Here is a 22675-nt window from a genome sequence, read left to right as displayed (position 1 = left end):
GGTCCGTACCGCGTCACAAAGCCGGAGAGCCGGCCGCGCAGCCGCTCCGGGGCGACCTCGACCCATCGGCCTCCGCCCGCGGCGGGACGCGCGCTCATGGCACGGCAGGCCACCTCGCCGGTTTCGTCCCCTCCGGGCCTCGAAACACCGGCCTCCCCTGCCCGAAAGCCCGGCCGACGCGTGTCGGCCGGGCGGGTGGTCAGCCGCGGGCTCCGGGCGCTATCCAGTCGTCGATGGCGAAGTCCTTGCGGATGAAGCCCTGGCGTACCAGGAATTGTTTGGTGCCTTCCAGCAGGGCGAGGCCCTCGTCGGTGAACGGTGTGTCGGGGAGTTGCTCCTTCAGGGTGGTCTTGCGGACGATGTCGGCCGGGAAGCCGCCGACGCTGACCGCGAACGCGAGGTAGTCGTCCCAGTTGGCCTTGGCCTGCCTGGTCGCCTCGTTCTGGGCGGCCTGCCAGATCTTGACGAAACCGGGGTGCGCGTCGAGGAACGAATCCGTCACCACGGTGGCCGAGGTGCCCCGGTAGCGGGGGTGGTCGATCGCCAGCGTGTCGATCACCGGGTAGCCCTTCTTGCGCAGCGCCTCCACGTTGGCCGCGGGGACGGCGGCGGCGTCGACGTCGCCGCGTTCCAGCGCCGCCTCCACGTCCGGGGCGTAGATGTGCAGGATCTCCTGGGGCTTCACCTTGGCGTCGTCGAGCGCGCCGAGCAGGTAGCGGTGCATGTAGGAGCCGGTCTGCGTGGCGATCTTGCGGCCGGCGAGCTCCTTGAGGGAGCCGGGTCCGCCCTTCTTGGCGACGATCGCGGCGTCGAGGCCGACGGCGGCCTGGGCGATGAGCCTGGTGGGCTGCCCCGCGCCCCGGGCGACGAGGGCGGGCGTGTCGCCGTAGGTGGCCACGTCGAGTTCGCCCGCGACCAGGGCCTGGTTGAGGTCGGGGCCGTTGGGGAAGGAGAAGACCTTGACCTCGCCCACGCCGGCGCCGGCGAGCAGCGGCACCAGCGCGTTCCTGCTGTGCAGGTAGCCGACCGGCCCGGTGAGCCGGTTGCCGCTGCCGATCACGCCGACGCGCAAGGTGATCTTCTCGCCGTCCGCGCCCCCGGCGGAGGCCTGCGGGTCCGCACCGCACCCGGTGAGCGTCCCCGCCAGCGCGATCAGCAGGGCGACAAGGGCCGCCGCGAACGCGGCGGGGGATCGGCGGAGGTTCATCGCGCTCCCCTTTCGGTGGTCGCGCCGAGCCCGGCGGCGGGGGTGACGATCGGCGGCGGCGAGTGCGGCAGTTCCGGGCCGACGGCGACGGCCGCGCCCGGGGTACGGCCCCGGCCCCAGCCGATCTGCCTGCGGTAGCTGCCGAGCAGGCCGGTGGCGGCCAGGTGCTCCTCGTCGCGCAGCGGGGAGCCGGGCTCCTCGGGGCGGGCGAAGGGCGCGACGAACAGCGCGTCGGCCGGGCAGTACGCCTCGCACATGAAGCAGGTCTGGCAGTCGCCCTGGCGGGCGATCACCGGGACGCCGTCCTCGCCCCGGTCGAACACGTTCCTCGGGCAGACCTCGACGCAGCGGTCGCAGGTGACGCACCGCTCCCGGGACACGATCTCAATCATGACGCCGCCCTGGAGTACGCGTCGGCCTCGGTCGGCAGGCCCGGGTATCCGAGGGCGGCGAACTCGGCCGGGCCGACCGGCGCGACCTCGTCGGGACGGGTCCAGATCTCGTCCAGCCCGCCGACGAGCAGCCGATGCCGCAGCGCCTCGTCCTGCGCGGGGTGATCCTCGCGCTTGTGCATGCCGCGCGTCTCCGGCCGGGCGAGCGCCGCCGTGTACATCCACCGGGCGTGCGCGGTCATCGCCGCCGCCTGCCGGGCGCGCACCGCGTCGGCGCCCGCGCCGCGCAGGCCGGCGCGCACCTCGCGCCAGGTGTCGTGCAGCGCGGCGAGCGCGGGCTCCAGCAGGTCCGCGTGCCGCAGGAGGTTCTTGTCGTACGGGAGCACCTCGGCCTGCACGGCGTCCACCACGTCCCGGTGCCCCACCGGCCGTCCGCCCGCGCCGGTGGGCCGCAGCCCCGCTTCGCCCGCGGCGGTCACCGGCCGGCTCGCCGCGGACCGGCCCAGTTCGGCGGCGTACCGGGCCGCGCCCTGGCCCGCCCAGGTGCCGGAGGAGATCGCCCAGGCGGCGTTGTGGCTGCCGCCGCCGGTGAACCCGCCGCAGATCAGCTCGCGGGTGGCCGCGTCGCCCGCGGCGTACAGGCCGGGGACGGACGTGGCGCAGTCGTCGGAGACGATGCGGATGCCGCCGGTGCCGCGCACCGTGCCCTCCAGCAGCATGGTGACGGGGAATCGCTGGGTGAACGGGTCGATGCCCATGCGGTCGAAGGTGAGGAAGAAGTTGGGCTGGCCGAGCCGCATGCGCGCCTGCACCTGCGCGTCGGCCCGGTCGAGCACGCAGTACACCTTCTCGTGCAGCAGGGTGCGGGCGATGACCGAGCGGCCGCGGGTGCTGCCCGCGCCCTCCAGCACCGAGCCGTCCTCCCGGTAGAAGGTGGCGAAGGAGTAGTAGGCGGTCTTGGTGAGCGAGGTGAACTCGGGGGCGATCGCGTAGGCGTTGGAGAACTCCATGCCGGACATCTCGGCCCCGAGCTCGGCGGCCATCAGGTGGCCGTCGCCGGTGTTGACGTGGCAGCCCAGCGTGCCGCTGAGGAACGCGCACCCGCCGGTGGCGAGGACGACGGCGGACGCCCGCACCCGGTACGGCTCGTCCTCCTGCAGGCGGTGCCCGGCCGCTCCGGCGACCGCGCCCCGCGGGTCGGTGAGCAGCTCGGTGATCGGGCTGTGGTCCAGAATGCGGACTCCGGCCCGGCGGACCATGATCCGCATCCGCCGCATGTACTCGGGGCCCTGGACGCCGCGCCGGTACGACCGGCCGTTCACGACGGGGAACGGGTAGCGCCCGGCGGTGGCCAGCTCGTTGACGCCGTGGTAGGTCTGGTCGAGCACCCGCGCCATCCAGCGCCGGTCGGAGAGAAAGCCGCCCATCGCCTCGCGGGAGGCCATGGCCTTCTCGCGCTCGGCCGGGTCCGGCTCGGTGTACCAGATTCCCGTCCCGGCGGACGCGGCGGCGCCGCTGGTGCCGCAGTAGCCCTTGTCGGCGAGGATGACATCGGCTCCCGCCTGCGCGGCCTTCAGCGCGGCCCAGGTGGCGGCGGGACCGCCGCCGATGACGAGGACGTCGGTGGTGAGATCGAGGGGTTCGGCGACCATCATGCCTCCTGTGTCACCGCGGGCGTGACGCCACGGTTGATCGGTCGGGGAACGGAGCGGGATCGGACATGGGATCGGACGCGGGCTCGGGTGGGGGCGGGGAGGAGGACGCGGACGGATCGGGCCCCGTCTCGGCGGAGTTCGCCGAGCCGGAGGCGGCGTCGAAGCGGCCCAGGTCGGGATCGACGCCGAGGCTGATGAGCAGGCGGCGGCGCAGGGCGGCGAAGCGCGGGTGATCGAGCGAGCGGGGGCGCGGCACGTCGACGACGAACTCCTCGGCGATGCGGCCGTCGGCCAGCACCAGCGCCCGGTCGGCGAGCAGCAGCGCCTCCTCCACGTCGTGGGTGACCAGCAGCACGGCGGGCCTGTGCTGGCTCCACAGGCGGGCGACCAGTGCCTGCGCCTTGAGCCGCGTGAGCGCGTCGAGGGCGCCGAACGGCTCGTCGAGCAGGAGCAGTTCCGGCGTACGGACGAGGGCCCGGGCCAGGGCGACGCGCTGGGACTCGCCGCCCGAGAGCGTGGTCGGCCAGGCGTCCGCGCGGGCCGCCAGGCCGACTTCGTCCAGGGCCTTCAGCGCCCGATCCCGCAGTCCGCGCCCGGAGAGGCCGAGCGTGACATTCCGCCACACCTTGGACCAGGGCAACAGGCGGTGCTCCTGGAAGACCACGGCCCGCCGTTCGGGGACGTCGAGCCGCCCCTCGGCCTGCGTGTCCAGTCCGGCGACCGCCCGCAGCAGGGTGCTCTTGCCCGAGCCGCTCGCCCCGAGCAGCGCCACGAACTCGCCGGGCGCCAGGTCGAGGTCGACCCCGTGCAGGATCTCGCGCCCGGAGAACGCGCGCCGCAGGCCACGCACGCGCACGCCGCCCGCGAGGTCCGGCCGCCGGTCCCCGGCCGTGTCATTCCCCCAGGCCGTGTCCTCGGCCGTACCGTTCAGGGGGCCGGTCAGGGAGCCGGTCAATGGGCCGTTCAGGTGGCCGACCGGGTTGCCGCCGCTCATCGCGCCACCAGCCCGCGTCGCCAGCCGAGGGCCTTGCGTTCGATCGCCCGTACGGCCAGATCGGTGGTGAGGCCGAGGAGCGCGTAGACGACGAGGACGACGAAGACCACGTCGGTGTGCAGGAACTCCTTGGCGTCGTTGACGAGGAACCCGATGCCGGAGGTGGTGGCCGTCATCTCCGCGACCACCAGGCTGAGCCAGCCGATGCCGAGGGACTGCCGCAGGCCGACCAGGATCTGCGGAAGCGCGCCCGGCAGGATCACCCTGCGGATCAGCCCGAGGCCGCGTACGCCGCAGGAGCGGGCCGACTCCACGATGCGCTCGTCCACGCTCCGGATGCCGTGGAACACGTTGATGTACAGCGGGAAGATCGGCCCGATGGCGATGAGAGCGATCTTGGACGTCTCGCCGATGCCGAACCAGATGATGAAGACCGGCACGAGCGCGAGATGCGGCAGCATCCGCAGCGCCTGGAGGGGCGCGTCGATGACGTCCTCGGCGACCCTGAGCAGCCCGGCGGCCAGGCCGAGCACCAGACCGGCGGTGAGCCCGATGGACAGGCCCTTGGCCACCCGCTCCAGGGAGGCCAGCAGGTGCACCTGGAGTTCGCCGGAGCGGATCAGGTCCGCGCCCGCCTCGATCACCTGGCTGGGCGGCGGGGTGGCCGCGCCGAGGAGCCCGCGGGAGGCTGCGATCTGCCAGGCGGCCAGGATGACGGCCAGGCCGATCAGGCGGCGCCCGCGCGTGGCGACGGATGTCAGCAGCTTGGGCGCGAACGTCGGCGGTGCTCCTCGGATGGCCTTCGCGGGCACGGAGGGCGATGACATCAGGCGTGGCTCCTTGTGGGAACGTGCGCCGGCGGCATGGGGCGGCGCCGGGCATACGGGATCAGACCGGACACGAGGCGGGCGTCGGCTTCAGGCCGGGCGCGGCGGCGCGCATCTGTCGCCCGAGGAATGGGTGAGTGGGGTACGGGAGATCGGGGCGGCGACCCGTCCGCCGGGGCGTGCCGGGCAGGCCGGCCGGGTCGTGCGTACCGGTGTCTCAGGCCGAGCTCACCGGCTGGTGGCCGTCAGCGACACGAGGCGGCGGTCACGCACGGTGCGGTGGCGTTACAGAGGGCCGCGGAGGTGGTGCAGCTCATGCACTCGACCTTAATCCCTACTATCCCTACTGTCCAGGGGGGGAATAAGGAAAATACTGTGAGCCGGACGACATCGCAGACACGCGGCAGGGCGCCGCCCTCGGCCTTCCCCGCGACCGCATCCGCTCGCCGACGCGGTGGACATGGACGCGGTACGGCGGGTGGCGGATCTTCGGCAAGGGAGGCCGCACTCGGGATGTCCCTCTCCCCCACGAAGTGGCGCGGGTGCCGGACGCCTACCTCGAGGGGCGCACCTCACCGGCCGAGTTGCAGCGCGCGGGAGCCCACCCCCGAGGAGCCGGCGGTCGTGCTGGACAAGATGCCCGACCAGATCGAGGAGCCGCTGCGCACCCCGCCCGCCTCCCGGCGGCCGACGGGACGCCGGGCTGCCGCGGGTCTCGCGCCGTCACACCTTCCCATGAACAATTGGTGCATAAAGCGCACGCTTCACCCTGTTGATCGACACGCCGGAGCACGAGCTGGAGCCCCGACCAAAGTCGAGCAACCAGCGAGGAAGTTCCTTCTAAGCTGCGAAAACACATAAGATCGCGGTATTTACAAACAGACAGTGAAATGTCGGTGAATACAGGCGTCGCAGCTAAAAGAATCGGTCAGTGGAGCGGCACAATCTGGCGGTGTTGGTACCTCTCCCCCTGCTCGCCTCACCTCCTACCGGGCGTCCACCCATGTCACCCACTCCCGCCTCCCCGACGCCGGACTCGACGGTCCCCCTGCCCGCCCTCGCACCCCCCGCGCCGCTCGCGGCACCGACCGCCGCCACCGCGGATCCCGCCACAGGGTCTGCCGCGCCTCCCACGTCCTCCGCCACGTCCTCCGCCCACCGCACGACCGTGACCACGTACTCCCCGCACCCCACGACCGCGCCCCTCGACGACGCATCCGCGTCCGGCACGCCGTCCTCCGGACCGCTCGTCGCCCACTCGCTGACCACCGCGTCCGCGCGGCCTTCCTCCTGGTCTCCCCCGCACCCCGCCGGTCCCCCGCCCGCGCCGCCGCTGCCCGCGTGGCGGGCGGCGTCCGCGGTGGCCGCGTCACCCGCCGCCGGGCCGCCCGCTCCCCCGACGCCGGAATGGGCTCCGGCCTCCGCCGGGCTCCACTCGCGGCCCGCCTCCGCGGACCACGCCTTCCACGCCTTTTCCCCTTCACGCACGCCCGATCCCGGCGTGCCCTCCTCGTCCCCGGGGCCCGACGTGCAGCCTGCCAAGTCCACCGTCGCCTTCCAGCCCGTCGTCGACCTCGACACCGGCGGCGTGCTCGCCGTCGAGGCGATGGCCGGCGACGTCGGCGACATCGGCCTCCTGGCGACGATCGACGCCGTGTACGGCACGGCCCGCATCGAGGCCCCGCTGCCGCTGCTGGTATCGGTGCCCGTCGAGGCGGTCGCAAACGGTTCCGCCGCCCTGGCGCCGCTGCACGAGGCGCTGCGGGCCACCAATCGGCGGCCCCGCGAGGTGACCCTCGTCATCAAGGGAGGGGTGGGCGCGTCCGACCGCCGGGCGCTGATCACCGGCATCGACGGGCTGCGCGCCATCGGCTACCTGATCGCCTTCGGCGACGTCGGGGTCGCGAACCTGCCGCTCGACCTGGTCGCCGACGCCTCGCCGTACGTGCTCGTGCTCTCCCCCGACATGATCGCCCGCATCCCCCGCGACCCGCGCCGCAGCGTCCTGACCGAGTCGCTGGTGGGCATGGCCAAGAGCATGGGGGCGCATCTGCTCGCCCCCGGCGTCTACGACACGACGCAACTGGCCGCACTGCGCCGGTGGGGCATCAGGCTCGCCCAGGGCCCGCTGCTCGCGCCCGCCGACTGGCGGCCCTCGCACGGCAGGGTGCACGTGCCGCTGCCGGTCCCCGAGGAGGCTCCGGCGGCCCCGATCGACCTCGGCCCGCGCGTACAGGAGTTCCTCATGCCGGCGGTGACGCTGCCGGAGCAGGCGACCGCCGAGGAGGTCGTCAGCGCCCTCGGCACCGAGCCGTCGATCACCAGCGTCGTCCTGGTCGACGAGTACCAGCGACCGCAGGCCAGCGTGGACCGCAGCCGCTTCCTGCTGGCGATCGCCGGCCGGTACGGCCACGCCCTGCACGGCAGGAAGCCCGCCAAACGACTCGCGGACCCGCCCAGGACGGTCCCCAAGACGACGCCGGCCATCGCCGCGATGCGGGTGGCCGGACAGGACGCCGGCCGCGTCTACGACGATCTGGTGGTCATCGACGAGGTCGGCCGCTGCATGGGCGTGGTCCACATCAGCGACCTGATCCGCCACGTCACCGACTCACGCGCCGACTCACGCGCCGGCGACCGCCCCGGCTTCTGAGGCGGCCGCCCGGTCCCGCGTTCCCGCAGAGCTCCTTGCCGAGTCCGCAAACGTCCGCCGCCGCACGCGGCCGATCAGGCGGCGCGGCGGGGCGTTCGGCGGACTCGACGCTCAGATCCTTCAGTCGTAGACCGCCGTCACTCTGGGAGATCTATGCGTCGGCGGGGGTCTGGCGGTAGCCTGCCGGGCTCTACTTCCCCGCCTGCAGCCATGTCTGCGTCCGCGCGAAGCACGATCGCAGCAGCCCCATCAGGGCAGCCTTTCCCGCAAGCTCCGGCTTGCCCCTATCCTGGCAGCAGCCGCCCTGTTTTCGTTTGTCAGCACAGCAGCATGATTCCGGGGCGGCTGCGCTCACGTCACACAAATTCCGCGTCCTTCGGCATCACGGCAGCCCAGGACCCAATTGGCGGCTGCCGTACTAGTCCGCATCCAAGGCATACCGCAGGTAGAAGTCCGGCTTAGCAAGAAATCGCCGCCAGTGGTCAACCAACTGGAGGTCTTCCCATTCGGTCTTGCGAATGCCGCGGTCGTCAAGTTCGAAGATCTCGGCACCCGGCATGCTGGCGAGAATCGGTGAGTGAGTGGCGCAAATGATCTGCCCACCCTCACGCGCAACGCGGGCCATGAGGCCGACCAAGCGCATGCACGACTGAAACGACAGCGCGGCTTCGGGTTCGTCCATCAGGTAGAGCCCTGGCCCGGACACCATGTGCTCAAGAACGGTGAAGAACCCTTCACCGTGGGACTGCTCTGTCAGGTCTTCTTCCCAGAACCCGTGCATGCCGGACACATTTTGCCCAAGGTTGAACAGTGATTCGGCGCGGAAAAAGAATGCTCGTCTCTTCAGACGGGGTCCGTATAGTAGGCGCAGCCCCGTCGAGGTTAGTTCGGCATCAAGAACCTTCCCTAGCGAGCTCATCGGCCCGGCGCTGGAATACTTGGTACCCGCCTTGCCGCCAGCGGAGTTGATACCGCATACATCGGCGATTGCTTCGATTATGGTGGACTTTCCCGAGCCGTTCTCTCCAACGAGGAAGGCAACGGGGCAGGTCAGCGCAAGTCCTCGCTCGGCCAGATGGCGAATGGGCGATAGGTCGGCAGCCCAACCTGCCGGAAGGTGGCGGGCGGTAAGGCGGGTGAGCAGCATCGCTAGTGCCTTCCTGCGAGCTGGATCAGCCGGGCGGCGTGGGCGCGTGCAGGGCCGGCAAGGGCCGGGTAATCGTCGCTCCGAGCGGCGCGGTGGATGATGTGGGCAGCGGCGGAAAGCTGGGCGAGACGACCTGTCGGGGTATCGAGAACATCCGCGAACACGTCGTGCACCTGAGCGGCGATGTCGGGCACCAGCAGACTGTGCAGGTAGAGGACGGCAGCGCCGTAGCCGGCGGGGGAACTGCCCCAGTACTCCCAATCCAGCAGCCACACGCGCGGGTGAGTGAGGTTGGCCCAGTGGAGATCGGTGTGTTCAGTGCGCAGGATCGGAGTATCGGGCAAATCGAGTGGTCGGCCATAGAAGGCTTCAACGCGAAGGGCGAGCGCCCTGGGATCATGCTCCCCTCGCGGAGTGGAGTGCCCGGCAAGCACATCGACGGCAGACCTCAGGTCGGCCCACCAAGAGGGGGGAAGTGCCAGGGAGTCAGTCAGTTCGGGGGAGTTGGAGCAAGGCGCATCGGGGACGTAGGTCAGCAGTTCAACGTAGATGGACACGGGGGGCTCGTCCCACTCGGTGCGCGCGATCAGCACAGGTTTCGGGACGCCTCTGATCGCTGCGGCGTCCCGATTGCCGGTCCATGCTTCGCCGGACGCCCAGTCATGGTGCTCAGCGGTGGCGCGAAGCCATGACCGGCCCTGCTCTGAGAGAGCGGCCGATCCGATCGTGCGGTCATGCCAGCCGAAAACCGCGTCCCCCGTCAGGGCCACACCGAACCGCTTCGATCCTTCGGCGAGGATGCGGCGCAGGAAGCGGCGCTGCCCGGACTCAGAGTGGCGGTGTCGGCTGGCCACCATGTCACATCCTCACTTACCCGTGGGGCGGCACTTGTTGGGGTTGCAGTTTCTTACAGGGTTGCAGTTCTGATCCTTGGGCGCACACGGGCCGCACATATAGTTCGGCTGACAGTTGTTCGAGGGACGGCAGTTGCCCTGCGGGCTGCATGACGGGCTACAGTCCGGGCTGCAAGGGTCCGGCCGCCACAGTTTCCGCACAATTGTTCGATGCCTGGCCCTTGCTCTCGGGCTCCCCGTCCCACTTCTCGAAGGTTGTCGTAGCCGATCTCCTGAACGCCTAACCGTTCCATTGCCTCTATCGCCTGGGAAGTGCGCTGGTTGTCGAAAACCCCGATGACACCGACCCGGAGTGGGATACCCAACTCGCGAGCGCGGGCGATGTTCTTCGTCGTGATCTTGAAGGACGGTCGCTTGGTGATCGCTTCGTGTTCGTCGGCTCGGTCGGAATAGTAGGAGGTCGCGAGTCGAACTCCGGGAAGGCGGAACGTCTCCCACATAGCCGATGTGACGCGAACCAGGTTGGTATAGATCTCGACTTCCATACCGGTGTCGAGAGCGTGTCGTACTAGTTCAGGCAGCGCCGGGTGCAGTGTCGGCTCACCCCCAATGAACTGACCCAGCCTGGCGCCAGCTTCACGCGTCTGCGTGATGACGTGCCGCCAATCGGCGACGGTCATGGCCCCATGGGTTCCATCAGGTCCCGATGAAGCGTAACAGTGATCACAGGCAAGTTGACATTTGCCTGAGATCTCCCACCACGCGAAATTGAGTAGAGCGGCCCTTTGCATAGCATCTCCTATCGCTCGCGACGTCTCAGCGGGTTTCGCTTTTCACGTCCTCTCAGGCAGGGCGGGCATCGGGTGATCCCCAACGTTCCGGGAGACACGCGGACGTTCCGCCGGGTCGTGAAATGAGCGTGGAGCCCCCGGTAGAAGAAGGAATCACCACAAAACCATCTTCGCCAGAAAGGCTCCACGTGATCCCCTATCGTGCCACGCTCGACGTTTTCCGTGAACTCGTCCACTACGTGGCGCGACTGCTGTGGGCCGAACGCCGTCTGCGCGGCACCCTAAAAGAAGCCGCGCGCTGAGCTGTTTCCAGCAGGTGCCAGCCGTTCGTACGCGGGATCGGCCCCAGCAGTCCCCGGACGAAGTCGGCCGCTCGACGCCGCACCTCCACTCGCGGGAAGAGCTCACCCACCTCGACCAGCAGATTCTCCAACTGATCCGACCACTCCTCGGCCCACTGCCGATCGGTGACGACCGAGTCGATCTCCATCATGGGCGCACGCATATCCGCATGCCCTATCTCGCCCAGCAGCGGTAGAACTACCGCAAAGGCGAGAATCTACGACTGAAGGATCAGAGGCGGCAGGCGTAGATGTCGGTGATGAGGATGGCCTTGGCGCCGATGTCCCAGAGCCGGTCCATGATCTGCTGGTGGTCCTTGCGCGGCACCATCGCGCGCACCGCGACCCAGCCCTCGCGGTGCAGCGGCGAGACGGTCGGCCCCTCCATGCCGGGCGTGATGGCGATCGCATCGTCGATGCGCTCCACCCGGATGTCGTAGTCGATCATCACGTAGTCGCGGGCGACGATGACGCCCTGGAGGCGGCGGATGAGCTGGCGGAAGCCGTTGTCCTCCGGGGCCCCGGCCCGCTTGATCAGGATCGCCTCCGAGTGCGCGATCGGCTCGCCGAAGACCTCCAGGCCGACGTTGCGCAGCGTGGTGCCGGTCTCCACCACGTCGGCGACCGCGTCGGCGACGCCGAGCCGGATCGCGCTCTCCACGGCGCCGTCGAGCTTGATGACGCGGGCGTCCACGCCCTTGTCGGCGAGGTGCTTGGCGAGCAGCCCGGCGTACGAGGTGGCGATGCGCAGGCCCGCCAGGTCGTGCACGCTGTCGTAGCTTCCGGGCGGCGCGGCGAAGCGGAAGGTGGAGCGGCCGAAGCCGAGCGGCACCACCTCCTCGGCGGGCGCGCCGGAGTCGAACAGCATGTCGCGGCCGGTGATCCCGGCGTCCAGGGTGCCCTCGCCGACGTACACGGCGATGTCGCGCGGGCGCAGGAAGAACAGCTCGCAGGAGTTATCGGGATCGACGACCACCAGTTCCTTGCTGTCCTTGCGGCGGCGGTAGCCGGCCTCGGCGAGGATCTTCTGGGCGGCCTCGGTGAGGGCGCCCTTGTTCGGTACGGCGAGACGAAGCATGAGGTGTGAATTCCAGTCGGGTGGGACGAGGTCGGATGCTGCGGACCGGGCCGGGCGGCGCCGTGGACGGAAGGGTCGGTCCCCGGGCGCACCCGGCCTAGAGATGCTTGTAGACCTCGTCGAGCCCGATGCCGCGGGCGAGCATCAGCACCTGCACGTGGTAGAGCAGCTGCGAGATCTCCTCGGCGGCGCGCTCGGCCGACTCGTGCTCGGCGGCCATCCAGCTCTCGGCGGCCTCCTCGACGACCTTCTTGCCGATGGCATGGACGCCGGCGTCCAGCGCGGCGACGGTGCCCGAGCCCGCGGGCCGGGTGCGCGCCTTCTCCGACAACTCGGCGAACAGCTCCTCGAAGGTCTTCATCGTCTCTCTCGGCATCGGTGAGTGTGCCCACTCAGGATAGTGGTCGTCTCGCCGAAGCCGTGTCTCGGCCCGGCACCGCGCCGAGACGTGTCGTTCGCCCGCGATGACCCCGCGTCTTCCGCGCTACCCCCCAACACCCCCCGTAACCCGGCCGGCCCGGCCACGGCACCACCACAGGCCGCGCCGGGCCGACCGCCCCGCCCGGGTCGCCTCCCCAGACTCCCCGGGCGGCGCTCAGCGTGCCTGGACGGAGTCCTGCGGCGCAGTCGCCTCCGGCCCCTCGGCGGCGACCACGTCGTTGACGCAGCGCAGCACGGGGCGGGACAGCAGCGCCGAGGCGTCCAGGCGGGCGGAGGTACGCACCAGGAACGTGGCGCGTTCGCCCGGCAGCAGCGTCACGAGTTGCTCGTCCACCTCGGCGGCGGAATCGAGCCGGTCGGGGAACAGGGTCAGGTCGCGCAGGAGGGTGCGGGCGGTGACGGTGACGGCGATTCCGCCCTCGACCGGTTCGGCCGTGGCCGCGAGATCGGGCGCGGGCAGGTCCAGGTCCTTGTCGGGGGCGAAGAACCAGAGGCAGCGGGCCGTGCCTGCCGTCACGGCCAGGAGTTCCCGCCGGGGGTCTCCGGAGCCCGCCGCCAGGTCGCCGGAGGCGTCGGCGGCGAGTTCCACCTCGGCGACGCCGCGCGGCGGCACGTCCAGCTCGAAGGCGCGCTCGGCGAGCACGGCCCCGCCGAAGTCGTGGCGGACCGCGCGTCCCGCCGTACGCCAGGGCTCGGGGGTGTCGTTGATGGCGACGAGCGCCAGGCCGTCGCCGCGCGGCTGGACGGTCAGCAGCCGGGGGGCGAAGGCTCGGCGCAGGGCGTACCAGAGGGGCTTGCGGCGGGCGTCGCCGTCGATCATCGACCAGGAGGTGACCGGCCAGCAGTCGTTGAGCTGCCAGACGACGGCGCCGGCGCAGTGCGGCCACTGGGCGCGCAGGTGCTCCACCCCCAGGCTGATCGCGCGGGCCTGGTTGACCTGGCACAGGTAGTGCCAGTCGTCGAAAATCCCGGGGTTCTCGGGGTCCCTAGGGTCTCCCGGCAGCGGCAGGTACGGCTTGAGCCCGGCGGCGAGCTTGCCGTTGCCGTCCACCGCCTTCTGGTGATGGATCATGCCGGGCGAGTCCGGGGCGAGCGGATCGTCCGACAGCGCCCGGCGCAGCGTCGCGTACGCGGGCGGGGCCTGGAATCCGAACTCGGCGACGAACCGCGGCCGGTAGTCGCGGTAGTGGCCGTACTCGCGATGGTTCCACACGTCCCAGATGTGGATGGTGCCGCGCGCCGGGTCGTTGGGCGGCAGGTCGGGGGCGCCGGAGTAGGGGCTGCCCGGCCAGTAGGGGCGGCTCGGGTCCACCTCGGCGACGATCCGGGGCAGCAGGTCGTAGTAGAACGCGGCGCCCCAGCTGCGGCCCTGCAGCCTCTCCTGCCAGTGCCAGTCGCTGAATCCCTCGAGGTTCTCGTTGTTGCCGCACCACAGGGCCAGGCTCGGATGCGGCAGCAGCCGGGCGACGTTGTCGCGGGCCTCGGCCTCCACCTCGGCGGCGAACGGCCCCTCCTCCGGGTAGGCGGCGCAGGCGAAGGTGAAGTCCTGCCACACCAGCAGGCCCCGCTCGTCGCACACGTCGTAGAAGTCGTCGCTCTCGTAGAGGCCGCCGCCCCAGACCCGCACCAGGTTGACCCCGGCGTCGATGGCCTGGCCGAGCCGCTCGGCGTATCTCGCCCGGTCCACGCGGTGGGGGAAGCAGTCGTCGGGGATCCAGTTGACGCCGCGGGCGAACACCGGCTCGCCGTTGACGATCAGGGTGAACGCGCCGTCGGTGGTGTCCACGGTCACGTCGCGGAAGCCGATCCTGCCGCGCCAGGCGTCGAGCTCGACCGGCGCGGCGGGCTCGGGGGCGTGGGGCTCGGGGGCGTGGGGCTCGGGGGCGTCGCCGGGGGACGCGGCGGCGAGGGTGACGGTGAGGTCGTACAGGGGCTGCTCGCCGTGGCCGAGGGGCCACCAGGGGCGTGCGCCGGGCACGTGCAGCTCGACGACGGCGGAGCCCTGGTCCGGGGCGAGGACGGCGCTCGCGGTCACGCCCGCCACCGCGACGGTGAGGACGAGTTCGTCGCCGGTGAGGCGCTCGACGTCGGCGTGCACCCGCAGGCGTCCGCTCGCGTCGGCGAACGGGCGTACGCGGGCGAGCCGCGCGCCGGACCAGGCGTGCAGGCCGATGGGGCGCCAGATGCCGCTGGTGACCAGGGTCGGCCCCCAGTCCCAGCCGAAGTTGCACGCCATTTTGCGGATGAACTGGTACGGCTCGGCGTACGGGCCGGGGCGCTCGCCCAGCTCGTCGCGCCATCGTTCGGCGTAGGCGTACGGCGCGGCGAACCGCACCGTCAGCCGGTTCTCCCCGGGCCGCAGCGCGCCCGAGACGTCGAAGCGGTGGCGGCGGTGCATGTTCTGGCCCGTCCCGACGAGCGTGCCGTTCAGCTCGATCTCGGCGACGGTGTCGAGGCCGTCGCAGACCAGGTCCACCCGCTCGTCGCCGGTGTCCTCCCAGCCGAAGACGGTCTCGTACGCCCAGTCCGTGCGCCCGATCCAGCCCAGCCGCGTCTCGTTGTCGTCGAGATAGGGGTCCGGGATCAGACCGGCCGCGAGCAGGTCGGTGTGTACGCAGCCGGGGACGGACGCCGGAATCGGGCCGGCGACCGGAACCTCGGCGGGGGCCTCAGTGGGGGCCTGGGTGGAAGCCTCAGCGGGGGCCTGGGTGGGGGCCGGGGTGTGGGCCTCGGTGACGGGCCGCAGCGTCCAGGAGTGGTGTAGTGGGCGGTAGCTCATCAACTCTCCGTGAGTCAGTCGTTGAGACCGCTCGACGCGATCCCCCGTGTGATGTGCCGCTCGACGGCGCGGGCCCGTCGTGCCGCGGGATTCGGAGCGCCCGTTGCTGCGTCGCGATTTTTGTGGCGACGCGACCCATGACAACACTTAACCAATAAAGTTTCAATGGGTTGACCAGGCCCGTCTTTACACAAAAAACTGAACCGGTTCATTCGTGACCAGGGATATGCGCGGCGGGCGCGGCCGTCGCCCGGCGGGCCGGTCAGGACGGCGGAGCGGTGCTGCCCCGGGGCACGAACTTGGGCGTGGCGTCCTGGAAGGCGGTGATCTCGCGTCCGGCGATCACGTCGAGCAGGCATTCGGCGGCGTGGGCGCCGTAGCCCGCGATGTCGCGGCTCACCGCGGACATGCGCGGATGCACCAGTCGGCACAGCGGCGAGTCGTCCCAGGCGACGATCGAGAGGCCGCCGGGCACCGGGACGCCCATCTCCTGGGCCACGGCCGCCCCGGCGACCGCCATGACATCGTTGTCGTACACGATGGCCGTGGGCCGCGGCCGCCGCGCCAGCAGGGAGCGCGTCGCGCTCGCCCCCTCCTCGCCGCTGTAGTCGGTGTAGACGGTGATCGTCTCCACGCCCAGCTCGGCCGCGATCTCGTCCATCGCCCTGGTGCGCAGCTCGGTGTGCAGAAGCGCCCGCACCCCCGCGACCCGGGCGATCGAGCGGTGCCCGAGCGCGGCGAGGTACTCCAGCACCGAGCGGATCGCCTCGCCGTCGTCGCTCCACACCGCGGGCAGGCCGCCCACGCCCTCCGGCCCGCCGATGACGACGGCGGGCATGCGCAGCTCCTCGAGCACCCGGACCCGCGGGTCGTCCAGCCGCAGGTCCACCAGGATCACGCCGTCCACGCGGCGCTGCGCCCACCAGCGCCGGTAGAACTCGATCTCGGTGTTCTGGTCCTCGGTCATCTGCAGCAGCAGGCCGATCGACCGCGACGCCAGCGCGCCCTCGATGCCGGAGATCAGCTGCATGAAGAACGGCTCCAGGCCCAGCGTGCGCGCCGGCCGGTCCACGACCAGCCCCAGCACGTCGGCCCGGCCGTCGGACAGCGCCCGCGCGGCGCTGCTCGGCTGCCAGCCGATCTCCGCCGCGATCTCGATGATTCTGCGACGGGTCGCGTCGGAGACGCCGGGACGCCCGTTGAGCGCGTACGAGACCGCGCCCTTGGACACTCCCGCCCGCCGCGCGATGTCGCCGATCGTCGGACGCCTCATCGAAGCCTCACCGTGTCCGGCCCCCTCCCGGCCTGCCCAAAGGTGCATCGGTCAGCTTAATCATCACGCGGGGGCGGCCGCGGTCGGCGCGATCCGCCGGGCCCCGGCCCACGGGCCCGGCCCGCCGAGCGCGACCGGCTACCGTCGCGCGGCCGTCTGCGTCCTGCCGCCGAGCGCGACCGCGCATCCGCCCTCGGCCCCGGCGCAGCCGACGAAGTGGCCCGGCTCCGCCTCCACCAGCGGCTCCCCGTCCCCGGCCTGCGCGTGCTCGTGGAAGGCGCACCCGACGTCCTCGGCGTCCTCGTCGCCGTCCCACTTGACGTGCAACTGCGGAACCGAGGCGAGCAGCCTGCGCGCGTACGGGTGCAGCGGGTTGCCGAACACCTTGTCCGTCAGCCCCATCTCGATGACCTCGCCGCGCCGCAGCACCACGGTCTTCTCGCTGATGTAGTTCCCGAGCGACAGGTCGTGGGTGATGAACAGCACGCCGAGGCCGCGCGCCTTGAGGTCGGCGAGCAGGTTGAGCACGTCGATCCGGGTGGAGGCGTCGAGCATGCTGGTGATCTCGTCGGCGATGAGGATCCTGATGTCGAGCAGCAGCGCCCGCGCCACCAGCAGCCGCTGCAACTGACCGCCGCTGAGCTGGTGCGGGTAGCGGCCGAGCACCGCGCCGGGGTCGAGCCGCACGGCCTCCAGCGAGGACTCGATGCGCTCGTCCCACTCCTTGTTCGGCACCCTCGGGAAGTACTCCTCCTTGATCATCGAAAGCACCCGGTCGGCCTTGAACACCGGGTTGTAGCAGCTGAAGGGGTCCTGGAAGACGCCCTGGACGTTGCGGTAGTACTCCTTGCGCCGGCCGCGCGAGAAGGTGCGGATGTCCGCCCCCTCGAAGGTGATCGTGCCGCCGCTCACCGGGGTCAGCTTGAGGATCATCTTGCCGATGGTGGACTTGCCGCTGCCGCTCTCCCCGATGAGCGAGACCACCTCCCCGGGGGCCACGTCGAAGCTGACCTCCCGCACCGCGGTGAGGCTCGCGCCCCCGAAGGCGCCCACGCCGTACAGCTTGGTGACCTTGTCGAGCCTGAGCATGCTCATCCCTTCCAGCAGGCCACGAAGTGGCCGGGTTCGACCTCGGTGACCGGCGGCTCCTCGGCGCACTTGGCGAACGCCAGCGGGCAGCGGTCGCGGAACCGGCAGCCCTGCGGCGGGTCGAGCAGCGACGGCGGGCTGCCGGGGATGCCGGTCAGCCGCTTGTCGGCGTACCGGACCCCCACCTCGGGCAGCGAGGAGATCAGCAACTGGGTGTAGGGGTGGCGCGGGTTGTTCACGATCGCCGGGGCGGGGGCCTTCTCGGCCGGCTTCCCGGCGTACATGACCATGATCGTGTCGGCGATCTGGTACGTCAGCGAGATGTCGTGGGTAATGAAGATCATGCTCTTGACGAAGCCGTGCTCCCGGAAGCCCGCCAGCGTCCTGGCCACCGCCTTCTGGGTGGACACGTCGAGCGCCGAGGTGATCTCGTCGGCGATCAGCAGCGACGGGTTGAGCAGCGTGGAGATGACCATGACCGTCCGCTGCTTCATGCCGCCGGACAGCTCCATCGGGTACTTGCCCAGCACCTGCGGGTCGAGCTCCACCAGGGCCAGCCGCCGCAGCAGCTCCTCCTCCACGTCGGCGTACCGGACGCCGCGGGACTCCAGCAGCTCGCGGATCATCCTGCCGATCCGGCGGGTGGGGTTCATCGCGCTCATCGAGTACTGCGGGATGAGCGAGACCTCGTGGAACCGGTAGCGGTTCATCTTTGCGTCGTCGTCGATCGGCAGCCGCTCGCCGTCGAGCTCGACGGTGCCGCCGCGGTACCGCATCCGGCCGTCCATCCGGATCAGCGCCTTGCCCAGGGTGGACTTGCCGCAGCCCGACTCCCCGGCCAGGCCGAGGATCTCGGCGTCGCCGATGTCGAAGGTGACGCCGTCGAGCGCCTTCACCTCGCCGCGCAGCGTCTTGTAGTAGACCCGCAGGTCGTTCACCCGCAGCGTCATCAGGTCTCCCTCAGCTTGGGGTTGAACACCTCGTCCAGGCCCACGTTCATCACGTACAGGGAACCGACGATGGCGGTGATGCCGGCGCCCGGCGGCACGAACCACCACCACATGCCCAGGTGCAGCGCGCTCCAGCGGGCGGCGTTGTTGAGCATCAGGCCGAGCGAGATGCCCTGGGTGGGGCCGAGGCCGATGAAGTCGAGCGACGCGCCGATGAGGATCGCCCCGCCGAACAGCAGGATGAACGTCATGAACAGGTAGGAGCTCATGTTCGGCGCGATCTCCCTGGTGATGATCTTCCAGGTACGCACCCCGCTCAGCCGGGCCAGGTCGGTGAAGTCGCGGGCGCGCAGCGAGAACGTCTGGGCGCGGATCGCCCGCGCCGCCCACGGCCAGGAGGTGAGCCCGATGAACAGCGCCTGCACCGCCACGCTGCGCACGCCGAGGTAGGCGTTGACGACGAGCAGCACGGCGAGGGTGGGCAGCACCAGCACCACGTTGGTGAGCGCGTTGAGGATCTCGTCGAGGATGCCGCCGAAGTAGCCGGCGGAGAACCCGATCACCATGCCGATGATCGCCGCCAGGCCGCCGCCGAGCGCCCCGACCAGGAACGTGGACTGCAGGCCGTACACGAACTGCATGAAGATGTCCTGGCCGAAGTGGGTGGTGCCGAACCAGTACTCCGACGACGGCGCCTGCCCGGCGAGGCCGACGTAGGCGTTGGGGTCGCCGGGGATGAGCAGCGGGCCGACGATCGCCACCGCGAGCAGCAGCGTCAGCAGCGAAAGACCGGCCACGAGCTTGCCGTTGCGGATCGCGAAGTACAGCATCTCCGCCCGCACGCCGCGGGTGGCGGGCGCGGGGGCGGGCCCGCCGGGCCCGGCGAGTCCCGCGGAGGCGGCCGGCCCGTCCTTGGCGACGTCCGAGGTGGTCACGCCGCCTCACCTCCCATTCCGATCCGGGTACGCGGATCCACCACGATGTAGACGATGTCGATGAGGAAGTTGGCGATCAGGACGCCGATCACGATGAACAGGAACACGCCCTGCAGCAGGAAGAAGTCCTGGTTCTGGATCGCCATGAGGATCAGGTGGCCGAGCCCCGGATAGGAGAAGACGACCTCGGTGACGAGCGCGCCCGCCACGAGCACGCCGAGCTGCAGGGCGAGCCCGGTGATCTGCGGCAGGACCGCGTTGCGGAAGGCGTAGCGGCGGATCAGCCGCGCCGGCGCGCCGAGCGCGCTCAGATAGTTCGCGTAGTCCGCCTCGAGCTCATAGATGATCATGTTGCGCATGCCGATCGCCCAGCCGCCGAACGCCACCAGGAACAGCGAGGCGAACGGCAGGAACCAGTGCTGCGCCAGATCCCAGAAGAACGTCCACGACCAGCTCGGCTGGAGGGAGAAGCTGTAGCCTCCGGAGACGGGGAACACGTCGAGGATCACGCCGAGGCCCCACGCCATCAGGATCGCCAGCCACATGTACGGCGTCGCCGTCAGGATGTAGCCGATCGGCAGCACGGTGTTGTCCAGCCACTTGCGCCGCGCCGCGAACGCGCCGAAGCGGTTGCCCGCGACCCAGCTCAGCAGGATCGCCGGGATCAGCAGGGCCAGCGTGTACGGCACGGCCCGCACGATCACCTCGGCCACCGGCGTCGGGAACAGCCAGATGCTGACCCCGAGGTCGCCCCGCAGCAGCGAGCCCCAGAAGTTGAGGTACTGCTCCCAGATCGGCCGGTCGAAGCCGAACAGGGCGTTGTAGTGCGCCCGCATGGCCTCCACGGCGGCGGGCTGCCCCACGCTGGCCCGGGCGAGCATGCTCGACACGGGATCGCCCGGCATGAACCGGGGGATCATCCAGTTGATCGTGACGGCCACGAAGAACGTGAGCCCGTAGACGAGCAGCTTCCGTTGGAAATATCGCCGCAATGTTCCTCCCCCGATCGGCGGGTACGGGACGGTGGACGAGCTCCTCCCCCGCGTGCGGTGCGCGAGAGAGGCGTGCGTGGACCGCGCCGGCTTTTCGCGAAGTGCCGGCCCGATCCGGCCGGGCCGACCCGCCCGGGTTGGCCGGTCCGGCCGGATCGGCTGACCCGGCCGGACCGGCGCCGGTCGCGTTCAGACGGCGGCGGGGACCGTCAGGACAGTCACTGTCCCGCGGGCTGGAGCGTGGTGAGGGTCTCCAGACCGCCGAGCTCCATCCAGTTGCGCCACATGGTGGGCGCCGACTTGGGCGCGTTCGGGGCGGAGGTGGGCCAGTTCTTCCAGACGTTGCTGGTCACCTGCGACCACAGGCCGTTGTACCAGAGCGGGATGATCGGCAGCTCCTCCAGGTGCCGCCGCTGGATCTTGGAGATGACCTCCTTCATGCCCGCGACGTCGTCGGTCTTCTTGTTGTCCAGCTCCTGCACCAGCTCCCAGGTCTTCTTGTCCTCGTAGCGGCCGAAGTTGACGGTGTTCTGCTGCTTCTGGATCGGCAGCTGGTACATGTAGTCGTAGTAGTGCCACGGCGTGCTGGCGAGTTGCCGCTCGTTGTTGATGAGCATGTCGAACTTGCCCGCCGCGCGGGCGTCGACGAGCGCGTTGAAGTCGGGGAACTCGGGGGTCAGGTTGATCCCGACGGCCTTGGCGCCTTCGGCGATGACGCGGATCGACTCCATCCAGTCGGTCCACCCGGCCGGGACGATGATCTTCAGCTCGATCTTGGAGCCGTCGGGGCCCTCGACGAAGCCGTCGTTGTTGGTGTCCTTGTAGCCGGCGTCGGACAGCAGCTTCTTCGCCTCGGCGGGGTCGTACTTGAAGCCGAGCTCGTTCACCACGTTCTGATCGACGTACTGCTCCCACTGCGGCAGCAGGCCGGTCGGGCTGGCGGCCTTGACCAGGTTGCCGTACACGCCCTCGACGATCTTCTTGGTGTCGACCGAGTACGCGACCGCCTTGCGGAAGGCCGGGTCGTTCATCGGCTTCTTGGTGGTGTTCAGCACCAGGAAGGCGGTGTTGGCCGACAGCATGTACGGCGGCTCGGGGTAGAAGGTGGAGACGCCGAAGTTCTTGTTCTGCACCAGGTTGGCGATGCCGGGCAGGAAGTTGTTGCTCAGGTCCAGGCCCTGCTGCAGCAGCAGGCCCATCGCCACCTCGTTGCTGGAGTTGACGATGTCGACGATGTACTTGGGCTTGACGTCCATGTTCAGCGCCTTCGTGGCCCACCAGCCGTCACGCTTCACCCAGACCATGCGGTCCTGGTCGTGACTGTGGTACTGGTACGGGCCGGTGCCGATGGGCTTCTCGTTGACGCCCTCGATCACGTCGGTCTCCGAGCGGCCCTCCCAGATGTGCTTGGGCAGGATCGCGCGGCTGTAGAGGTGGATGGACCACTGCTGGTAGTTGGCCTTCTTGAAGGTGAACCTCACCGTCTGCGGATCGACCGCCTCGGCCTTGTCGAGGAAGGTCCACAGGTTCGCGTACGGCACCGTCTTCAGCTTGCCGAGCTCGAAGGTGAACACGACGTCGTCGGCGGTGAACGGCTTGCCGTCGGCCCAGGTGACGCCCTGGCGCAGCTTCAGCTCGTAGACGGTGTCGCTGGTCCAGCTCCCGCTCTCGGCGAGCCACGGCACGTGCCGGCCGGTGTTGGGGTCGAAGTGGAACAGGGTCTCGTAGACCAGGCCCTTGGTGCCGGTGGCGTGGTCCCACTCGCGGATCGGGTTCCAGTTGGCCGGCGGCCCCCACTGGGTGCCGCTGGTGTACAGCGTCTCGTTGCGCGGGAACGCGCCCCCGGCCGCTCCGCCGCCCGCGGCGGGCTGGGAGGCGGCGGGCGCGGACCCGGTCGGCGCCGACGGCGTCTGCGACCCCCCGCTGCACGCCGCGGCGGTCAGGCAGGCGGCAAGGGAAACTGCGAGAAATCTCCACCGATGACGTCGCATCACGGAACTCCTTCCTCCCTGGCGGAGGATCACTGGTAGCGGCCGGCCGTGCTGTCCGGTTCCGGCCCGTACGGCGGGCGCGGCCCCGCCTCCCCGGGAACGGACGGCCCTCGCGGGGCCCTCCCCCCAATCTCCTTTTCGACGAAAAGCGGCGCATGCGGACTGGTCACTGAACCGGTTCAGCGATGAAGCCACGGCGGTCCCGAAAAGCACTGCGACCGCATCGGAAAATATGGCGGGCCGGGACCGGCTGCGCGGAGCGGACGCAGCCACACGGGCCCGGTCG

The 22675-nt window shown here is 70.4% G+C and carries 19 protein-coding genes and 1 pseudogene; 1 reads left to right on the top strand and 19 read right to left on the bottom strand.

The features are described from left to right. Positions 1 to 199: 199 nt before the first annotated feature. The 6 genes and pseudogenes from AB0K60_RS17465 to AB0K60_RS17440 form a co-directional block, all read right to left on the bottom strand. Entirely contained in the window at positions 200 to 1207 is a 1008-nt protein-coding gene (locus AB0K60_RS17465; protein WP_364055198.1) for an ABC transporter substrate-binding protein, read from the bottom strand. Continuing rightward, a complete protein-coding gene (locus tag AB0K60_RS17460) occupies positions 1204 to 1599 on the bottom strand; it encodes a ferredoxin family protein (RefSeq protein WP_364055195.1) in 396 nt (131 codons plus the stop codon). The genes AB0K60_RS17465 and AB0K60_RS17460 overlap by 4 nt, the downstream gene beginning before the upstream one ends. Further along, positions 1596 to 3251, bottom strand: a complete 1656-nt coding sequence (locus AB0K60_RS17455; protein WP_364055193.1) for an FAD-binding protein — start codon at positions 3249 to 3251, stop codon at positions 1596 to 1598. The genes AB0K60_RS17460 and AB0K60_RS17455 overlap by 4 nt, the downstream gene beginning before the upstream one ends. A gap of 178 nt (positions 3252 to 3429) precedes the next feature. Then, positions 3430 to 4110, bottom strand: a pseudogene (locus AB0K60_RS17450) (ABC transporter ATP-binding protein); the annotation flags it as partial. A gap of 134 nt (positions 4111 to 4244) precedes the next feature. Further along, positions 4245 to 5075, bottom strand: coding sequence for an ABC transporter permease (locus AB0K60_RS17445; RefSeq protein ID WP_364055190.1), 831 nt, complete (start codon positions 5073 to 5075; stop codon positions 4245 to 4247). A 572-nt stretch (positions 5076 to 5647) separates the two neighbouring features. Continuing rightward, on the bottom strand, positions 5648 to 5812 hold the full coding sequence (locus AB0K60_RS17440) for a hypothetical protein (RefSeq protein WP_364055187.1): 165 nt from the start codon (positions 5810 to 5812) through the stop codon (positions 5648 to 5650). 431 nt (positions 5813 to 6243) lie between these two features. Here AB0K60_RS17440 and AB0K60_RS17435 point away from each other — a divergent pair, with 431 nt between their 5' ends. Next, the gene (locus AB0K60_RS17435; protein WP_364055184.1) at positions 6244 to 7728 is read left to right on the top strand and encodes an EAL domain-containing protein; all 1485 of its coding nucleotides are present in this window, start codon (positions 6244 to 6246) and stop codon (positions 7726 to 7728) included. A gap of 418 nt (positions 7729 to 8146) precedes the next feature. On the opposite strand, the gene AB0K60_RS17430 is transcribed toward AB0K60_RS17435, so the two are convergent. The 13 genes from AB0K60_RS17430 to AB0K60_RS17370 all read right to left on the bottom strand — a co-directional run bounded on the left by AB0K60_RS17430 (position 8147) and on the right by AB0K60_RS17370 (position 22389). Further along, positions 8147 to 8875 carry an AAA family ATPase gene (locus AB0K60_RS17430; RefSeq protein WP_364055181.1) on the bottom strand — a complete coding sequence of 243 codons (729 nt, stop codon included), beginning with the start codon at positions 8873 to 8875 and terminating at the stop codon, positions 8147 to 8149. Between the two features lie 2 nt (positions 8876 to 8877). After that, entirely contained in the window at positions 8878 to 9732 is an 855-nt protein-coding gene (locus AB0K60_RS17425) for an aminoglycoside phosphotransferase (protein ID WP_364055178.1), read from the bottom strand. A gap of 50 nt (positions 9733 to 9782) precedes the next feature. Continuing rightward, positions 9783 to 10520, bottom strand: a complete 738-nt coding sequence (locus tag AB0K60_RS17420; protein WP_364055175.1) for a radical SAM protein — start codon at positions 10518 to 10520, stop codon at positions 9783 to 9785. Positions 10521 to 10755: 235 nt separating this feature from the next. After that, positions 10756 to 11013 (bottom strand): hypothetical protein, encoded by a 258-nt coding sequence (locus tag AB0K60_RS17415; protein ID WP_364055892.1) that lies wholly within the window; start codon positions 11011 to 11013, stop codon positions 10756 to 10758. Between the two features lie 80 nt (positions 11014 to 11093). Continuing rightward, positions 11094 to 11939: an ATP phosphoribosyltransferase gene (hisG, locus tag AB0K60_RS17410; RefSeq protein ID WP_364055172.1), complete on the bottom strand. Its 846-nt coding sequence runs from the start codon at positions 11937 to 11939 to the stop codon at positions 11094 to 11096. 97 nt (positions 11940 to 12036) lie between these two features. Then, positions 12037 to 12315, bottom strand: a complete 279-nt coding sequence (locus AB0K60_RS17405) for a phosphoribosyl-ATP diphosphatase (protein ID WP_364055169.1) — start codon at positions 12313 to 12315, stop codon at positions 12037 to 12039. Between the two features lie 219 nt (positions 12316 to 12534). Then, entirely contained in the window at positions 12535 to 15159 is a 2625-nt protein-coding gene (locus AB0K60_RS17400) for a glycoside hydrolase family 2 protein (protein ID WP_364055166.1), read from the bottom strand. A gap of 262 nt (positions 15160 to 15421) precedes the next feature. After that, positions 15422 to 16432 (bottom strand): LacI family DNA-binding transcriptional regulator, encoded by a 1011-nt coding sequence (locus AB0K60_RS17395; RefSeq protein WP_364055163.1) that lies wholly within the window; start codon positions 16430 to 16432, stop codon positions 15422 to 15424. 138 nt (positions 16433 to 16570) lie between these two features. Next, positions 16571 to 17521 (bottom strand): ATP-binding cassette domain-containing protein, encoded by a 951-nt coding sequence (locus AB0K60_RS17390; RefSeq protein ID WP_364055851.1) that lies wholly within the window; start codon positions 17519 to 17521, stop codon positions 16571 to 16573. A 2-nt stretch (positions 17522 to 17523) separates the two neighbouring features. Beyond that, positions 17524 to 18471, bottom strand: a complete 948-nt coding sequence (locus AB0K60_RS17385; protein ID WP_364055160.1) for an ABC transporter ATP-binding protein — start codon at positions 18469 to 18471, stop codon at positions 17524 to 17526. Then, on the bottom strand, positions 18471 to 19301 hold the full coding sequence (locus AB0K60_RS17380; RefSeq protein ID WP_364055848.1) for an ABC transporter permease: 831 nt from the start codon (positions 19299 to 19301) through the stop codon (positions 18471 to 18473). The genes AB0K60_RS17385 and AB0K60_RS17380 overlap by 1 nt, the downstream gene beginning before the upstream one ends. A 101-nt stretch (positions 19302 to 19402) precedes the next feature. Then, a complete protein-coding gene (locus AB0K60_RS17375) occupies positions 19403 to 20398 on the bottom strand; it encodes an ABC transporter permease (protein WP_364055157.1) in 996 nt (331 codons plus the stop codon). 218 nt (positions 20399 to 20616) lie between these two features. Further along, positions 20617 to 22389: an ABC transporter substrate-binding protein gene (locus AB0K60_RS17370; RefSeq protein WP_364055154.1), complete on the bottom strand. Its 1773-nt coding sequence runs from the start codon at positions 22387 to 22389 to the stop codon at positions 20617 to 20619. Positions 22390 to 22675 lie beyond the last annotated feature (286 nt).

Origin of the sequence: Thermopolyspora sp. NPDC052614 (assembly GCF_040678635.1) — a bacterium.
Classification (GTDB): domain Bacteria; phylum Actinomycetota; class Actinomycetes; order Streptosporangiales; family Streptosporangiaceae; genus Thermopolyspora.
Note: the sequence above shows the minus strand (reverse complement) of the source record. Positions and strands in the feature narration are given on the sequence as shown.

Excerpts from the sequence above, each read along its gene's own strand:
- AB0K60_RS17465 (WP_364055198.1), bottom strand. The coding sequence starts at position 1,207 with ATGAACCTCCGCCGATCCCCCGCCGCGTTCGCGGCGGCCCTTGTCGCC.
- AB0K60_RS17460 (WP_364055195.1), bottom strand. The coding sequence starts at position 1,599 with ATGATTGAGATCGTGTCCCGGGAGCGGTGCGTCACCTGCGACCGCTGC.
- AB0K60_RS17455 (WP_364055193.1), bottom strand. The coding sequence starts at position 3,251 with ATGGTCGCCGAACCCCTCGATCTCACCACCGACGTCCTCGTCATCGGC.
- AB0K60_RS17445 (WP_364055190.1), bottom strand. The coding sequence starts at position 5,075 with ATGTCATCGCCCTCCGTGCCCGCGAAGGCCATCCGAGGAGCACCGCCG.
- AB0K60_RS17440 (WP_364055187.1), bottom strand. The coding sequence starts at position 5,812 with ATGGGAAGGTGTGACGGCGCGAGACCCGCGGCAGCCCGGCGTCCCGTC.
- AB0K60_RS17430 (WP_364055181.1), bottom strand. The coding sequence starts at position 8,875 with ATGCTGCTCACCCGCCTTACCGCCCGCCACCTTCCGGCAGGTTGGGCT.
- AB0K60_RS17425 (WP_364055178.1), bottom strand. The coding sequence starts at position 9,732 with ATGGTGGCCAGCCGACACCGCCACTCTGAGTCCGGGCAGCGCCGCTTC.
- AB0K60_RS17420 (WP_364055175.1), bottom strand. The coding sequence starts at position 10,520 with ATGCAAAGGGCCGCTCTACTCAATTTCGCGTGGTGGGAGATCTCAGGC.
- AB0K60_RS17415 (WP_364055892.1), bottom strand. The coding sequence starts at position 11,013 with ATGATGGAGATCGACTCGGTCGTCACCGATCGGCAGTGGGCCGAGGAG.
- hisG (WP_364055172.1), bottom strand. The coding sequence starts at position 11,939 with ATGCTTCGTCTCGCCGTACCGAACAAGGGCGCCCTCACCGAGGCCGCC.
- AB0K60_RS17405 (WP_364055169.1), bottom strand. The coding sequence starts at position 12,315 with ATGCCGAGAGAGACGATGAAGACCTTCGAGGAGCTGTTCGCCGAGTTG.
- AB0K60_RS17400 (WP_364055166.1), bottom strand. The coding sequence starts at position 15,159 with ATGAGCTACCGCCCACTACACCACTCCTGGACGCTGCGGCCCGTCACC.
- AB0K60_RS17395 (WP_364055163.1), bottom strand. The coding sequence starts at position 16,432 with ATGAGGCGTCCGACGATCGGCGACATCGCGCGGCGGGCGGGAGTGTCC.
- AB0K60_RS17390 (WP_364055851.1), bottom strand. The coding sequence starts at position 17,521 with ATGCTCAGGCTCGACAAGGTCACCAAGCTGTACGGCGTGGGCGCCTTC.
- AB0K60_RS17385 (WP_364055160.1), bottom strand. The coding sequence starts at position 18,471 with ATGACGCTGCGGGTGAACGACCTGCGGGTCTACTACAAGACGCTGCGC.
- AB0K60_RS17380 (WP_364055848.1), bottom strand. The coding sequence starts at position 19,301 with ATGCTGTACTTCGCGATCCGCAACGGCAAGCTCGTGGCCGGTCTTTCG.
- AB0K60_RS17370 (WP_364055154.1), bottom strand. The coding sequence starts at position 22,389 with ATGCGACGTCATCGGTGGAGATTTCTCGCAGTTTCCCTTGCCGCCTGC.